The organism is Mycolicibacterium sphagni (assembly GCF_002250655.1).
Classification (GTDB): domain Bacteria; phylum Actinomycetota; class Actinomycetes; order Mycobacteriales; family Mycobacteriaceae; genus Mycobacterium; species Mycobacterium sphagni.
The window spans coordinates 40617-53939 of sequence record NZ_NOZR01000014.1 but is presented as its reverse complement, the minus strand read 5'-3'; the positions used below and the strand labels follow the sequence as shown (position 1 = coordinate 53939).

The window sequence follows — 13323 nt, the reverse complement described above, 5'->3', positions numbered from 1 at the left end:
GACGGCGTCAGCTGGTTGTGCTCGTTACACCAGTTGCATCGGCGGGGGTACAGCGGGACTAGGTAGTCGCCGTAGGGCGCGACCCTCTCCGCACCGAAAGGGCAGTCAGCGCTGTCGTGGAAGAGGTGATCCGCGGGGGTGCTGGGCATGTGCGGAAGATCGTGGGCTGATGCGGAGACAACCATGGCCGGTGCGGGTTCCTGGCTAGCCGTCATGCGGGAGCCGGGACGGCGGCGGGCGCGTACTGACCGCGGCGGGCGTCTCGATTGTTCTGCGCCCCGCGGGCGAAAGCACTCTGTGCGCCAATCATATTCGCGTCCCTGCCATCCCAGATGGTTAATGCCGGCTGCTGGGTGGCTCGGCCGTGGGAGTCGTCCCCTGGGACGAACGCCCGGCGCGGTGCATCAACCAGCAACTCCACCCGATTACCGCGATGAGGATCACCCCGGCGATCATGGCCGGTCCCCGGCAGTCGGGGTTCCGTTGGACGCCAGCGCGGGAACAGGGATCGGTGGTTGCGGCTGGGGGTCGACTGCCGCGGCGCCCTCCCGGGCGAGGAAGGCTCCCAGTTCGGCGATGGTCGACATCAACGGCGCCGGGAACACGACGGTGGTGTTCTTATCCACCCCAAGCTCGACCAAGGTCTGCAGATTGCGTAGCTGCAACGCGAGCGGGTGGGCCATCATGGTGTCCGAGGCATCACCCAAAGCGGCCGCCGCCAGCGATTCCCCCTCGGCAGCAATGATTTTCGCGCGTTTCTCCCGCTCGGCTTCCGCCTGGCGCGCCATCGCCCGCTTCATCGTCTCGGGCAGCTGAATGTCCTTGAGCTCGACCAGGGTGACCTGCACGCCCCACTCGATCGTGGTGACATCCAGGATCGCGCGGATATCGAGGTTGATCTTGTCCGTTTCAGACAGGGTTTCATCAAGCGTGTGCTGGCCCACCACCTTGCGCAACGTGGTTTGCGCGATCTGGTCGATCGCCGCGCGGACGTTCTCGATGGCGATCACCGACTTCACCGCGTCGACCACCTTGAAGTAAGCCACCGCCGACACATCAACGCTGACGTTGTCGCGGGTAATGATGCCCTGGGACTGGATCGGCATCGTCACGATCCGCAACGAAATCCTATGCAACACATCCACGAAGGGGATGATCAACCGCAACCCGGGCGCCCGTTCCCCGACCACCCGGCCCAACCGGAACAACACCCCATCCTCATACTGCTTCACGATCCGCACCGACATCGCCACGGCCAACAGCACAAGGATGCAGACAACAACGACCACCATGCCGAGCAGCTTCATCGCAGGCCATCCCGCGGCGCGCCGCGCTGGGGACTGGCCGCGACATCATCGGCGGCGAGAGTCGTCGTTCTGGGCTGCTGCAACAGGGCCGATCGAATGGAGAAATTCTGGGGGACAGTCATAGTGATCCTGACGCAAACGATCACCGACACACGAAGGGCCTCGGAGCCAACGCTCCTCAAGTTCTGCAGCGGACAGCCGAACTCATCCCGAACCAGCTGAAATTCTCAGCAATCGCAACGCTACACCCGTTTGGGGCGCAGCCGCGCGGTCGGGCACCGCGACGAATGGATTTCACCGGGTCCTCAGCGCCTATGGCCTTGGTACTCTTGGGTTGGCAGTCCACGTCGCGGCCGTTGAGCCGCATGGGTCTGCCGTCTGGTTCGCGTCAGTATTTGGGGCCCGGAGCGGGATAAAGCGAGCCAGGTGGCATAGCGATGACAGAACTGACCGAAGGTACCGAAAACCCGTCAATCGGCTTAGTGACCCCAGAGCAAGCCAGCGCCGATGCCGCCGACCTGAAAGCCGCCATCGGCGAGTTGGCGGGGCTGGTCGCAGATGGTCGCGGCCTGCCTGAGCTACTGGCCGAGGTCGCGGCCTTCGCAGTTCATGCGATTCCGGGCGCCGACGGTGCCGGGGTGACCCTGCTACGGGTCGACCGCGTCGACAACATGATCGAAGCGCTCGCCGCAAGTGCGCCGTTCGTCGCCGAAATCGACGAAATTCAATACGTCGCGCTCAACGAGGGACCTTGTATCACCGCAGCGCTGGAGCGCCGAACGGTGCGGTCTGGGTCGTTGGGAGGGGAAAAGCTGTGGCCGCGCTTCGGCCCGCGGGTAGGCAGGCTGGGCGTACACAGCGCGCTGTCGTTACCGCTCTTACTGCAAGACCAGGTGGTCGGGGCGATCAACGTCTATGCCCACGACAAAGATGTCTTCGACGAGCGTGCCGCTGAACTAGGAGAACTGTTCGCCAAACCGGCAGCGGTCGCCGTGCACAATGCCCAGATCCTGGCCAAGGCAACGGCCCTGGCCGCGCAGTTGCAGACCGCGCTGTCCACGCGCCCGGTCATCGATCAAGCTATCGGACTCCTGCGCGGGCGCACCGGGCGCAGCGCCGAGGAGGCGTTCGCCCAGCTCCGGTCGATCAGCCAGACCGAGCACCGCAAATTGGGGGACGTGGCGCAACGCATCGTCGACGAGGCTGTCCGCCGCGCCCGCGCCCGGCATAACCCCACCTGAGCCAGCACCACCGCGGCGGAGGTGTCGGTACACGCCCGACCCGCGTAGCGTTGACAACGGCGGCACAAACCCGGGGCCGGTCCTGACCGAAATCCCGGACCCTCCACCGTGCGCGGCGACTCGCCCTGTTCGGCCTCGGCACGCGTGATCGGCGCTCGGGAGCGCCCAGCGGAGCACCAACTCGTGACGACCACTGCGGCGATGGCCGCCAGCTTGAAGATTCTCACCGCGGCACTAGACGACCCCAGCGCCGACATCGCCGACAGCGTGCAGCAGTTGGCACTCGAGACCGCCGGCGCCATCCCAACCTATCTCGGCCTGAGTGTGCTTGTCCCGCAGACCGATTCCCCGTTGACCATCACCAGCCTGGCCCTGGGGGCAAGCGACCGCGACATCCGCACTTCGCTGCGGGTGCTGCTGCCAACCACTGGAACCGGCGACGGCCATCCGGTGGCAGTCATCTTGTACGCGGCGGCACCGGGCGCCTTTGTCGACCTCGCCGCCGACCTGGCCTGGCTCACCGGACGGCCGACAACCGACTTCGCGCTGGACCAGCACCTCACCATCACTCCAGAACCCGACGCCGTACGCCAACTCCAAGCTGTGTCAGACATCAATCAGGCCATCGGCGTACTCATCGGGCGCGGCTACACACCACAACAAGCCGAGTGGCAACTCGACAGCCAAGGAGACAAGAGCCGAACCGATCGACACAGCGCCGCACGCCGGATCCTCGACACAATCACCACCGCCGACGACGACGAGCACCTCGGCCGTGGGGTGTAGCGTCAACGATGTTGGGAAGCTCAACAAGTCCGGCATGAGGGCGGCTGTCCGCCGCCGCCTCTCACCGAGCAGTCGCTCACGGCCGAACACGTCCGTGATCAACCCCGGGACCACCATGACCGCCGCAGTCACGACGCAGATGCCGAAACCGGCACCTGCGCAATCCTTCCCCGGATCGCCAGCGTGATGTGTCTCCTCCAAACCCAGTGAGCGACCTCGGTAGCAAACCAATCAGTATGTGGGACAACAACGAAAGGTTCAGCCGATGAGCGGTCACGTGAGCAGTCACCATCGCCAGACGATCGAGAAGATCTTCCATCACCCGGCCAGCGGCAACATCGAGTGGCGCCAGGTCCTGTCGCTCCTCGAAGGCATCGCAACCGTCACCGAAGAACATAACGGGAAGTTCAGCGTGACATTGGGGCCCGAAACAGAGGTTGTCGAAGCTCCGCGAGGCAAAGACATCGATGAGCAGATGATTGTCGATCTGCGCCGGATGCTCAGGCAAGCTGGTTTCGCGCCGGATAAGGGGCTACCGACCCCGGACACACTCCAGCGCGACCACGGCGACGGACAGTGGGGCGAGCCCACTTAGCATCGCGCCGACAAAGAGCCGGGCCCCAGAGCACCAACGCATTCGAGGCCTTTGTTCCACATCGCGGTCGATTCAGATGTCGTCACGACAGCAGTTCGTCTAGCCTGTCGACGGTCCGATCCGATATCAGGACCGGCACGTATTGATCAGATACCGAACCACTGTTTCAGAACGTCACGCAGGTCAGTCAATTCGTCAGCCGCGGGGTGCTCGTCCGACGACGCCCAGGCCACGTAACCATCAGGACGTATCAGCACCGCAGTTGCGCTCAGCGCACCGACGAGTGATCCGGCGGTGACAGTGAGCCGGTCGTCGATCTCGCCAAGTGAGTCTGCGACGGCACTGTTCTCAGTCAGATCGACCAGCTGTGGGCGACCATCGCGAGCCAATTCAGCGACCCGGTGTGATCCACGCGCGGTGGCCACCGCGAAGTCGGGTACCCAGCGCCCGACCAGCGGGTGCCGCCCTACGCCAGGTGCGTAGCGGTTGTCCGCCCCGGACAGCAGATCACCGAGGCGACGAACTGTGTCGGAATCGGTGAGCAGTTCGCCGAACAAATCACGCAATGACGCGATTTCAAGTCCCGGCCGCAACAGCGCGAGTTGGGCGCGGCTCTGCATGATGACTCGTTCGGCGGCCGGGCGCCGCTCGGTCTCATAGGTGTCGAGCAGCCCGGGCGCGACGCACCCAGCGAGGACGGCCGCCAGCTTCCAGCCGAGGTTCACCGCGTCCTGCAAACCTAGATTGAGACCCGGCCCACCGATGGGCGAGTGAACGTGGGCGGCATCACCGAGCAAAAAGACCCGGCCCAGGCGGTAGTGCGCCGCGATCCTGGAGTTGATGCCGCGGATTCGACGCAGATCCAGTGGCCTACCCGCAGACACAGGCCGCAACGGAACATCGGTGCCCAGTATCCGCGTGGCGCTGGCCTCCAGTTCGCCGACGCTCATCGCGGGCTCGTCGGCGGCTTCGCCGCTGCGTTGATCGCTCGGTGCGCTGTTCAGTTCGTAAGTCATCACCGCCACCCGGTCACCCACCGCGCCGTAGCTGAAAACGCCGTGTTCCGTTCGGTAAAACCGCAGGGGTGGCAGGCCGCTGACCGTCCCGGCGCCGGCGGCAGTGATCCACGCGTCCGGCGGCACTACATCAAACCCGATCCGGATGACCAAGTCATACGACGACATCCCAGGAAAGTCGATGCCGGCCAGGTGACGTGTCTTGCTCGTGCCGCCGTCGGCACCGACAAGGTACTGCGCGCTTACGTCGTAGGCACCGTCCGGGCCGAGTACGTGCACGGTGATATCGCCGTCGTGCTGGTCGAACCCGGCCACAGCGTGACCCCACCGCAGATCCGCACCGTATCCGCCGGCCCGCTCGGCCAGCAAGTGCACCAATCCCCGCTGTTGAACGGGAACCGTAAACAATTGAGAACCGGTCACGTCCGCCAAATCCAACGGAAAGCCCGCGAACATGGACCGCGCAGCGGGTTTTGGCGGCTCCGTCGTCCCGGTGAGTGCGCTGTAGAGGCCCCGGTGATCAAGGATGCGGGCAGCTTGACCCACGATGCGGTTGACCCGTGGCTGCGGGTCAGGCCCCGACATGGGATCCACGACCACCGGCCGGATTCCGGCCAATCCCAGTTCGCTGGCCAGCATCAAACCGTTCGGGCCGGCTCCGGCGATCACGACGCTCATACCGCCGGCCCGTAGATATCGTCGGGGGCGATCGGCGCGACGCCCAATTCGGCGGCAACCGCGTCGATCGCCTGTTGTGCGACGGTGAGGTTCACGGCGTGCTCGGCGATGAAGTGCGGTCCGATGTAATGGTCGTAATAGCGTTGGGCTTCCTCACGGGTGAGCCGATCGAGGAACCACGCGACGTAATCGACAGCGCGGCTGGGTTGTGCGGCAAGAGTCCGCAGCGCCCGCTGGTTGGCCCGTACCAGTGCGCCTAGCGCGGGGCTGTCCAGCGGAATATGGGCAGGGTCCACGACCACACCCACAGTGGGAATCTGGAAGTGATCGCCAACCCAGGCCAACACATGGAAACCTTCCTCGTCGGCGACCTGCTCAGGTGAGAGTGTGCTGCCGACGTAGGCCGCGTCGATCGAGCCGTCGCGAAGGCGCCGCAGATCCATCTGATAGTCACCGGGATGGCGCACCACACACTGCAGATCCCGGTCAGGATCGAGGCCGTACTGGCGCAGCACGATCCGAGCGAACACCCCGGGCGGGGTGTCCGGGGCGTGGACGGCTAGCCGTCGGCCACGAAGATCCGCCATGGTCGCCACGTCGGCGTTACCGAGGAACCAGAACAGCGGGTGCGTGGTGCTCACACTCAGAGCCGTCCAACCGATCCCGTCGGTCAGCCGCGAAAACAGTCCCCGGCCCAAGCCGATCACCGCTCCGTGGCGCAGACGCTCCGCGGGCCAGCTCACCCCGTCGCGGATGGCGACGTGGATCCCCTCGTCGGCGAAGTAGCCCTCCTGGTCGGCAACAAAGGCGACCAACTCCTCGTGGATACCTCGCCCCACATAGGCGAGATCAATCGTCTCCACGCCCAAAACCCCTCTCCCACTGATGAGTCCAGCTGCGGCCAGACCCACGGCTCAATTCATGGCGAGGCCACCGTTGACCTCGAGGCAATGACCGGTGGTGAACGCGGAGTCCGCGCTGGCCAAGAACGCCACCGACTTGGCCACCTCCTCGGGACGGACAAGGCGGCCCATTGGATTGGTTGCGCCGAGTTGATGTATCTCTGTGGCTTCCAGCAGTGCGTTGGCCGTGGTGTCGGCCACCGTGGCGGGCGAAACGAGGTTGGCGGTGATGCCATGCGGTGCCAGTTCCAGAGCGACGTACCGGACAAACTGGTCCATCGCCGCCTTGGCCGTACCCAGTGTGATCATTCCTTGACGGGGCTGGCGCGACAACACCGTCGTCAAATATATGAGCCGACCATAGTTGCGCGACATCATGTCTGGCACAACCGCCTTTGTCACCAGGAACGCTGCACGAAGCTCACGTTCAAGCTTGTCGCCAAGCTGCTCCCAGCGCAGATCGACAAACGAAGTGACGTCGTACGGTATCAACGCGTTGTGTACCAGCACATCGACTCGGCCCCACTTGCCAATGGTTTCATCGACCATCGCGGCGACATCCCCGGGTACGGTGACGTCGGCCCGGATCGCCACAGCCTGCCCGCCGCTGGCGCTCACCGCCGCGACCACTTCGTCTGCCTCCTCAGCGCTCGATCGGTAGTTGACGACCACCCGAAAGCCCTGCTGGGCAAGCACCTGTGCGGTTGCCGCACCGATCCCCCTGCTGGCGCCGGTGATCACCGCAACGCGACTCACTGGGAGTGCCCGCCATCAGTGACTATCCGCTGAAATAGTCTGCGCGACGCAATATTTCGACTGTTCACGTTGGCCCGGCTAGCAAAATCCACGATTGCCCTTCCGTCTTGCATCTTCGGGTTATTCCTTGCGGGGGATGAAGCCAGGCTGTCCGCTGTTCACTACCGCGTTGAACCTGATGGCGGAGGTGATGCGGTACCGGATGTCGTCCATAGCATCGTCGGGCAGCAATGAAATCTCGTAGTTTTCTTGAATCCGTTGGGGTTTGGTCGAAGTGGTGAGAAATGCAGTGCCTCGCTGCGCGGCCCAGGACAGCAGTACCTGGGCTGGCGACAGGTGCACGCGCTCCGCAATCGCTGTGATCACCGGGTCGTCCACCAGCTTTGGTTCCATGGAGTGCCCGAGCGGGGCGAATGCCAGCAGTACGATCCCATGATCGCGGCAGAAGTCGAGCAGTTCCCATTCGGGTAGGTAAGGATGGGACTCGACCTCCACCACCGCGGGCAAAATCCTTGCGGCGGAGACGATCTCACGCAGCTTCTCCAACGACACATTCGACAGGCCAATTGACCGGCAGGCTCCGTCGTCGACTAAGCGCTCCAACGCCTGCCACGTTTGCACCAGGGTGACCCCGTCGTCGTAGATCACCTCACCGCGAGCATCTCTCGGGTCCTGGTCGTCACCAGGGGCAAATGCAAATGGGGTATGGATCAAATAGCAATCGACATAGTCGATCTGCAGCCGACGCCGGCTCGCCTCGAACGCAGGTCCAACCCGCTCGGGGCGGTGGTTGGTATTCCACAACTTCGTGGTGATGAATACGTCGGCCCGCGCAACCGCCCCGGCCTGGAATGCGTCGTGCAATGCGGCACCGACCGCTTCTTCGTTGCGGTAGCGTTCCGCGCAATCAAAATGTCGGAACCCCACCCCCAGCGCGGTTTTGACCGCCTGCGTGGTCTCGGCCAAATCCGGAATCAACGTGCCGAACCCGACAACCGGGATCGCCCCCGAGCCGTGGGCAAGGTGAATCGTTTGACGACGTAACGCTGTGGATGTGTCCATGGCCGAAACCCCCCGCCGTAGGTCGCGACTGAGCGCATTCAGGGGCGTGTACCGGCGTGACGAGGGCCGCAGAACGGCAGGCCTCATCGGCGCCCGCACCGGGTGATCGCCCCTATGTTTGAGCAGCCACACTGACTTGAGCGGACACAGGGTAACCGGTCAAACTGCCTTCCAACAGGCCTCGGCCTACCCCGACAGCGGGAGTCAGACGCCCATGACACGCGGCTAGTTCTGACCGCGCATCGTGAGCCGATCCCTGGAGACGATCAGGGGTTTGCTGTCGTATGCCTCATCCCGTAGGAGCGCTGCTGCTTTGTGTGTTTGCACAACTGTTTGAGCATATGGCAAAGAGTTTGCTTACATACGTGTGGACGCTGTCCTAGACCTTTGTCCGAGCGTCGTGGTGACCCTCGATCGTGGTGATTCCGTCTCGGCGTGGGCGCAGCGATCCGATCGCCGGCGTTAGCGGGATGTGCAGTGCATCAACGAGACCCGGTGCCGCGTGACAGACCCACGGAATGGCGTTGATAGCACGCATACCGGTCGCGAGCAGCCCGTGATCGGTGGAGTCCTCATCGGAGTTGAAGCCGGTTTCGAATTCGGCGTCGAAGCTGGGCTCACCTTCGATAATCACGCGCCACACGCCATCGATGCCGCCGGCACGGCTCTTCGGCCAGTCCGGTGCTACGTCTTCTGCCATCCGATCGACGTGCTCGATCGTGATTACTTCCCGGCCCTCGATCACGCCGATGCAGCGGAACCAGACCGCCGCGACCGTGCCAGGTTCGATTACCCCGGAGAGAGTCTCGAGTCTGCGCGGTGACGGTGCGAACTCGCACGTTTCGCGTATCTCGTCCAGCTGTACGCCGAGCGCTTCGGCGACCATGGTGACCGCAGCGCCCCAGCCGTACCTGATCACGCCGGGCATCATGATTCCGCCTTGATAGTCCATCGGCTGACCGAAGCCGAACAGCTCCCGCATTTCGTACACGGTGTTGTCACGCGAGTAATCGGTGATCTCCAAGCCTCGGATCGAGTAGATCCGATTCGACATCGACGCCATCGCAACAGCCAGCAGATCGCATCCGAATCCGGGTTCGATGCCCGATGAATAGATCGAGCTGCCGCCCTTGATCGCCGAGTCGACGATGCGCTGCACGGTCGACTCCTTGATGGATCCTCGCGGGTAGACCAGACCGGGAACGGAGGTGGTGACAATGTTCTTGCCCGACTCCAGGATGTGGCAGAAGTCGGTGATCGCTTCGCGAGGGCGGCTGGTCGCGGGCCCCGTGTAGATGATGCAGTCCGCGTCGCCGGCCAGAATGGCCGCGGCATCGCGGGTCGCAGCCACGCCCAGTGGATCGATGCCGGCAATGATGCCGGCATCCTTGCCATCCTTGGATTCTGAGTGCACCCACACACCCACGAGTTCGAGGTTCGGTCGGTCGGCCACCGCGCGGATGGCCAATCGTCCGACCCTCCCGGTCGCCCACACCACGACCTTGTACGACTGCTCCGGGTTATCCAAGGGTTCCTGCCGCATCGTTGCGACTCCTCTCGCTCTTGTCCTGTAATGATTACACGTGTAATTTTTTTGCGACAGGCTTATCGGGCGACGCGATCGAACGGCAAGGGACGTTGACCATGGATGTGCTCGACGACGAGGTCGCGATCGGCACAGGGAGCAGCAGAGGTGTCGGTGCGTGGCGTGCTGCGGTAACTCCGATCTCATGACCGCACCTCGTCGGCCGGCCACCGGCAGTCAAGCCCGGGCCGACCGCACCCGCGCTGCCGTCATCGATGAGACGGTGCGTTGCATCCTCGACGAGGGATTTGCCCCACCCAGCGTCCGACACATCACCGAACGCGCCGGTGTGACCTGGGGTGTCGTCCAATACCACTTCGGCGATTTGGACGGCTTGCTGATGGCGTTGGTGGACAAGGGTTTCGGCGAACTGCTCGATGCCCTAGACGAGTTACCACCGCCGACCGTGCGGGCAGGCGACGTGCGAGCGCGAACCGAGTTCGTCATCGATACGATCTGGGACGCATTCTCGAGTCCGACATCGATGGCTGCGCTGGAAATCCTGATCTCGACCCGCGGCCTTCGCGACGCCGTCGCCAACACCCACCTCACCGACCTGATGTCCACGTTGACCAGCCTTGGGCGCCACCTCGGGGAGGGGCTGTCCGCGCCGCACGCCGGCCGGATCGGCAACCTGATCTGGGCAACGTTGCGCGGCCTGGTGGTCGCACAGATGGTGTGGCCGGAACCCGTGGACTCCTCCCGAGACCGCAGGGCGCTCATCGACGTGATCACCGCCTATGTCGAATCACACGGCGGCTGAGCGAGATTACGGCAGATCGGTGGACAGGAACGTCAGTGGTAGCCCGAGGACCGACATCTCGATCTCGTCGAGCTCGTACCCGTCACCGCCACGATGTTGATGGAACAGAGTCTGCGCGCCGTATCGCTGCGCCACCTGCTCAGCGGCCGGAGCGTCGCCGACACGGATCACCACCGAATACACACCGGGGCCGTTCTGCTGCAGAAAATTCGCCACCGCATTTTCGCCGTCCGCTGCCGAGGGCAGTGGAGTCACCAATTCAACCCCACCGTCCCAGTCCAGCAGCACCCGCAGTCCCACGTCTTCGAGCTCGATGGTCTGGAAACGAAAACCCAACTCCGAGAAGAACTGTGCGGTATCCGAGAGCTGCTCCTGCGGCACCGCAAACACCACGTGATGAACGCTGTTCGCTCGGCTCGATTCGTTCGAATTTTCGGACATAAAAACATTACACACTTTATCGTTTAACTAAGCCAGCATCCCCGGGAAGGATTCACCATGAGGTCGACGACGGGCAAGACATACAAGGTCGTGGTCTGGGCAACGGGCGGCGTCGGGCGTTATGCCATCCGCACGGCAGCCGACCGCCCCAACCTCGAACTCGTTGGCGCCTGGGTTCACTCGGCCGCCAAGGACGGTCAGGATATCGGGACCCTGGCTGGTATCGATCCCCTGGGCGTCACGGCTACCCGCGACATCGACGCCCTGCTCGGCGGAGACGCCGACTGCATCATGTACGCCGCACCCGCCGGACCCCGGCCCAAAGAGGCGCTCGCCGACTTCTGCCAGATCCTGGCCGCCGGCAAGAACATCGTGACGACCTCTCTGCCCGGCCTGGTGTACGAGAGAGGCTCGCTCTCCGAACGCTTTCTCGAGCCCATCCGCGAAGCCTGCCGCGCCGGCAACAGCTCGATCTATTCGTCCGGTATCGAGCCGGGCTTTGGATGTGACCTCTTCCCCATCGCCCTTCTGTCGATGTCACACCGCGTGTACTCAGTGCGCGGCATCGAGATCACCAACTACTCGCAGTACCCGGTCGAGTTCGACGTGCGAGAGTTGTTCGGTTTCGGCCAACCGCTGGACTACCAGGGCGGCCTCAAACGCCCCGGAGTGCTCAAGTGGGGATGGGGCGCCGCGGTCACGATGGTGGCCGACGCGTTGGGCGTAGAGCTCGACGAGATCCGAGAGACCTGCGAGTTCCTGCCCACTCCTCGGCGACTCGATACCGCCTGCGGAGTTATCGAAGCGGGAACAGTCGGCGCGACCTACGCCCGCTGCGTCGGGGTTGTGGACGGCCAAGAAGTCATCACGATCGAACACGTCGACCGGATGGCCGACGATCTCGCACCAGAATGGCCGACGGGGCGCACCGGCGGGACCGACGGTATCTGGCGGGTCATCATCGATGGCGAGCCGTCCTTCGACGGTGAATTCGAAGTGGGTTACCGCGACGGTGAGAGCGCCAACGACCACGGCCTGCTTGCGACCGGCATGCGCGCAGTCAACGCCATCCCGTGGGTGTGTGAGGCACCCGCGGGGATTGTCGATGCGCTGCATCTGCCACTCACGTCGCCACTCGGTGCACTTCACCCCCACCGGGACGGCGTGCCCGCGTTCTGAGGATCAAGCCTGTCAACGACCACGATGCGAGCACCTACATCGATCAGCTCAACAACCCCAGCCCGATTCTCGCGCACCGTTCGCATCGTTATTTCAGAACGTTGATGGCGCGGGCTATCACCAGGGCCAGTGTTGACACTGCCACCAGGGACTGCAGCGCCATCATGGCCTTGGCACGGCGCGTCAGCGGCATCGTGTCCGTCGGCGAGAAGGCCACCACATTGGTGAAGCTGACGTAGAGGTAGTCCAAGAAACGCGGTTCCCAGTCTTTCGGCGCCAGTTCAGGCTTGTCAGTCTGAGGGAACATGAAATCGGGATAGCACCGCTTGGGATGGCGTTCATCGACGCCGGATCGCCCGAAAGGACCACCCAGATCGGTTTCCCAATACCAGATGCCGAACGCGATGATGTTGGTCAAGAAGACCGCCCCACCGCTGCCCAGCAGCACCGCGGCGTTATTGCTCACCTGCCCGGTCAGGATTCGGTAGTCCAGGATCACGGCCGAGGCGGTGTTGTCGAGGGTGATCGCGATGAGCAGCACCAGGGTGGCGGCTTTGCCCAGCTGGGTGGAGCGAGTCAGCCGGACCGGATTGATGACCGTCAGGATCACCAGCAGCAAGGCTTCCAACGAGATCAGTGGCCACCGCGGAACCACGGTGTACTGCAGCGGAATCGCGTACTGCAGGACCATTGCGGTGATCAAAGCGATGAACACCGGCCAACGGCTCTCCGGGTTGCCCGGTCGCAGCCATGTGGGGAGCCGCTCGTGGTGTTCGCCCGAACGATGGCCGCTCTGGGAGGGCTGCGTCGGTTCGCCAACTGCATCGTTCATGCACGGATTATCGCCAACTCGCAGCCCGCGGTGCGGCAATCACTGCAAACACGGTCAACGATGCCTGGCGTCGACGACGTCGTTCACTGTGGCATGTCGGTGTAGCCGCGGCCGCCAGTGACCAGGCGACACGCACGGGAGCGCCGACCTCACCGGCGGGACCGGGTTGTTTCCGTTCTC

14 protein-coding genes are annotated in these 13323 nt (G+C 63.8%); 5 read left to right on the top strand and 9 right to left on the bottom strand.

Annotated elements, in window-relative coordinates; genetic code table 11:
• Positions 1–211: 211 nt before the first annotated feature.
• Together CG716_RS31350 and CG716_RS16965 are read right to left on the bottom strand one after the other, a co-directional pair.
• Complete coding sequence (locus tag CG716_RS31350; protein ID WP_165774184.1) at positions 212–421, bottom strand: class I fructose-bisphosphate aldolase; 210 nt, start codon at positions 419–421, stop codon at positions 212–214.
• Positions 422–452: 31 nt separating this feature from the next.
• Positions 453–1292 carry a slipin family protein gene (locus tag CG716_RS16965; RefSeq protein WP_420093201.1) on the bottom strand — a complete coding sequence of 280 codons (840 nt, stop codon included), beginning with the start codon at positions 1290–1292 and terminating at the stop codon, positions 453–455.
• A 452-nt stretch (positions 1293–1744) separates the two neighbouring features.
• On the opposite strand from CG716_RS16965, the gene CG716_RS16960 reads away from it, so the two are divergent.
• From CG716_RS16960 to CG716_RS16950, 3 genes are all read left to right on the top strand, one after another.
• Positions 1745–2548 carry a GAF and ANTAR domain-containing protein gene (locus CG716_RS16960; protein ID WP_094481654.1) on the top strand — a complete coding sequence of 268 codons (804 nt, stop codon included), beginning with the start codon at positions 1745–1747 and terminating at the stop codon, positions 2546–2548.
• 183 nt (positions 2549–2731) lie between these two features.
• Entirely contained in the window at positions 2732–3334 is a 603-nt protein-coding gene (locus CG716_RS16955) for a hypothetical protein (protein ID WP_094481652.1), read from the top strand.
• A 265-nt stretch (positions 3335–3599) separates the two neighbouring features.
• Positions 3600–3929 carry a hypothetical protein gene (locus tag CG716_RS16950; protein ID WP_094481650.1) on the top strand — a complete coding sequence of 110 codons (330 nt, stop codon included), beginning with the start codon at positions 3600–3602 and terminating at the stop codon, positions 3927–3929.
• A gap of 146 nt (positions 3930–4075) precedes the next feature.
• Here CG716_RS16950 and CG716_RS16945 read toward each other — a convergent pair whose 3' ends face one another.
• The 5 genes from CG716_RS16945 to CG716_RS16925 form a co-directional block, all read right to left on the bottom strand.
• Positions 4076–5623, bottom strand: a complete 1548-nt coding sequence (locus CG716_RS16945) for an FAD-dependent monooxygenase (RefSeq protein ID WP_094481648.1) — start codon at positions 5621–5623, stop codon at positions 4076–4078.
• Positions 5620–6486 (bottom strand): ABC transporter substrate-binding protein, encoded by an 867-nt coding sequence (locus CG716_RS16940; RefSeq protein ID WP_094481646.1) that lies wholly within the window; start codon positions 6484–6486, stop codon positions 5620–5622. The genes CG716_RS16945 and CG716_RS16940 overlap by 4 nt, the downstream gene beginning before the upstream one ends.
• A 51-nt stretch (positions 6487–6537) precedes the next feature.
• Positions 6538–7281 (bottom strand): SDR family NAD(P)-dependent oxidoreductase, encoded by a 744-nt coding sequence (locus CG716_RS16935; protein ID WP_094481644.1) that lies wholly within the window; start codon positions 7279–7281, stop codon positions 6538–6540.
• Between the two features lie 120 nt (positions 7282–7401).
• On the bottom strand, positions 7402–8343 hold the full coding sequence (locus tag CG716_RS16930; protein WP_094481642.1) for an aldo/keto reductase: 942 nt from the start codon (positions 8341–8343) through the stop codon (positions 7402–7404).
• Positions 8344–8722: 379 nt separating this feature from the next.
• A complete protein-coding gene (locus tag CG716_RS16925; RefSeq protein ID WP_165774183.1) occupies positions 8723–9886 on the bottom strand; it encodes an NAD(P)H-dependent amine dehydrogenase family protein in 1164 nt (387 codons plus the stop codon).
• A 187-nt stretch (positions 9887–10073) separates the two neighbouring features.
• On the opposite strand from CG716_RS16925, the gene CG716_RS16920 reads away from it, so the two are divergent.
• Positions 10074–10691, top strand: a complete 618-nt coding sequence (locus CG716_RS16920; RefSeq protein ID WP_094481638.1) for a TetR/AcrR family transcriptional regulator — start codon at positions 10074–10076, stop codon at positions 10689–10691.
• A gap of 6 nt (positions 10692–10697) precedes the next feature.
• Here CG716_RS16920 and CG716_RS16915 read toward each other — a convergent pair whose 3' ends face one another.
• Positions 10698–11084, bottom strand: a complete 387-nt coding sequence (locus CG716_RS16915) for a VOC family protein (protein ID WP_308210443.1) — start codon at positions 11082–11084, stop codon at positions 10698–10700.
• 105 nt (positions 11085–11189) lie between these two features.
• Between CG716_RS16915 and CG716_RS16910 the strand changes: the two genes are divergently transcribed.
• Entirely contained in the window at positions 11190–12311 is a 1122-nt protein-coding gene (locus tag CG716_RS16910; protein WP_094481634.1) for an NAD(P)H-dependent amine dehydrogenase family protein, read from the top strand.
• Between the two features lie 88 nt (positions 12312–12399).
• On the opposite strand, the gene CG716_RS16905 is transcribed toward CG716_RS16910, so the two are convergent.
• Positions 12400–13143: a DUF1345 domain-containing protein gene (locus CG716_RS16905; RefSeq protein WP_234817877.1), complete on the bottom strand. Its 744-nt coding sequence runs from the start codon at positions 13141–13143 to the stop codon at positions 12400–12402.
• Positions 13144–13323 lie beyond the last annotated feature (180 nt).

What these genes read in the sequence shown, in the direction of transcription:
- CG716_RS16965 (WP_420093201.1), bottom strand. Translation starts at nt 1,292, where the DNA reads ATGGTGGTCGTTGTTGTCTGCATCCTTGTGCTGTTGGCCGTGGCGATG.
- CG716_RS16960 (WP_094481654.1), top strand. Translation starts at nt 1,745, where the DNA reads ATGACAGAACTGACCGAAGGTACCGAAAACCCGTCAATCGGCTTAGTG.
- CG716_RS16950 (WP_094481650.1), top strand. Translation starts at nt 3,600, where the DNA reads ATGAGCGGTCACGTGAGCAGTCACCATCGCCAGACGATCGAGAAGATC.
- CG716_RS16945 (WP_094481648.1), bottom strand. Translation starts at nt 5,623, where the DNA reads ATGAGCGTCGTGATCGCCGGAGCCGGCCCGAACGGTTTGATGCTGGCC.
- CG716_RS16930 (WP_094481642.1), bottom strand. Translation starts at nt 8,343, where the DNA reads ATGGACACATCCACAGCGTTACGTCGTCAAACGATTCACCTTGCCCAC.
- CG716_RS16925 (WP_165774183.1), bottom strand. Translation starts at nt 9,886, where the DNA reads ATGCGGCAGGAACCCTTGGATAACCCGGAGCAGTCGTACAAGGTCGTG.
- CG716_RS16920 (WP_094481638.1), top strand. Translation starts at nt 10,074, where the DNA reads ATGACCGCACCTCGTCGGCCGGCCACCGGCAGTCAAGCCCGGGCCGAC.
- CG716_RS16910 (WP_094481634.1), top strand. Translation starts at nt 11,190, where the DNA reads ATGAGGTCGACGACGGGCAAGACATACAAGGTCGTGGTCTGGGCAACG.
- CG716_RS16905 (WP_234817877.1), bottom strand. Translation starts at nt 13,143, where the DNA reads ATGAACGATGCAGTTGGCGAACCGACGCAGCCCTCCCAGAGCGGCCAT.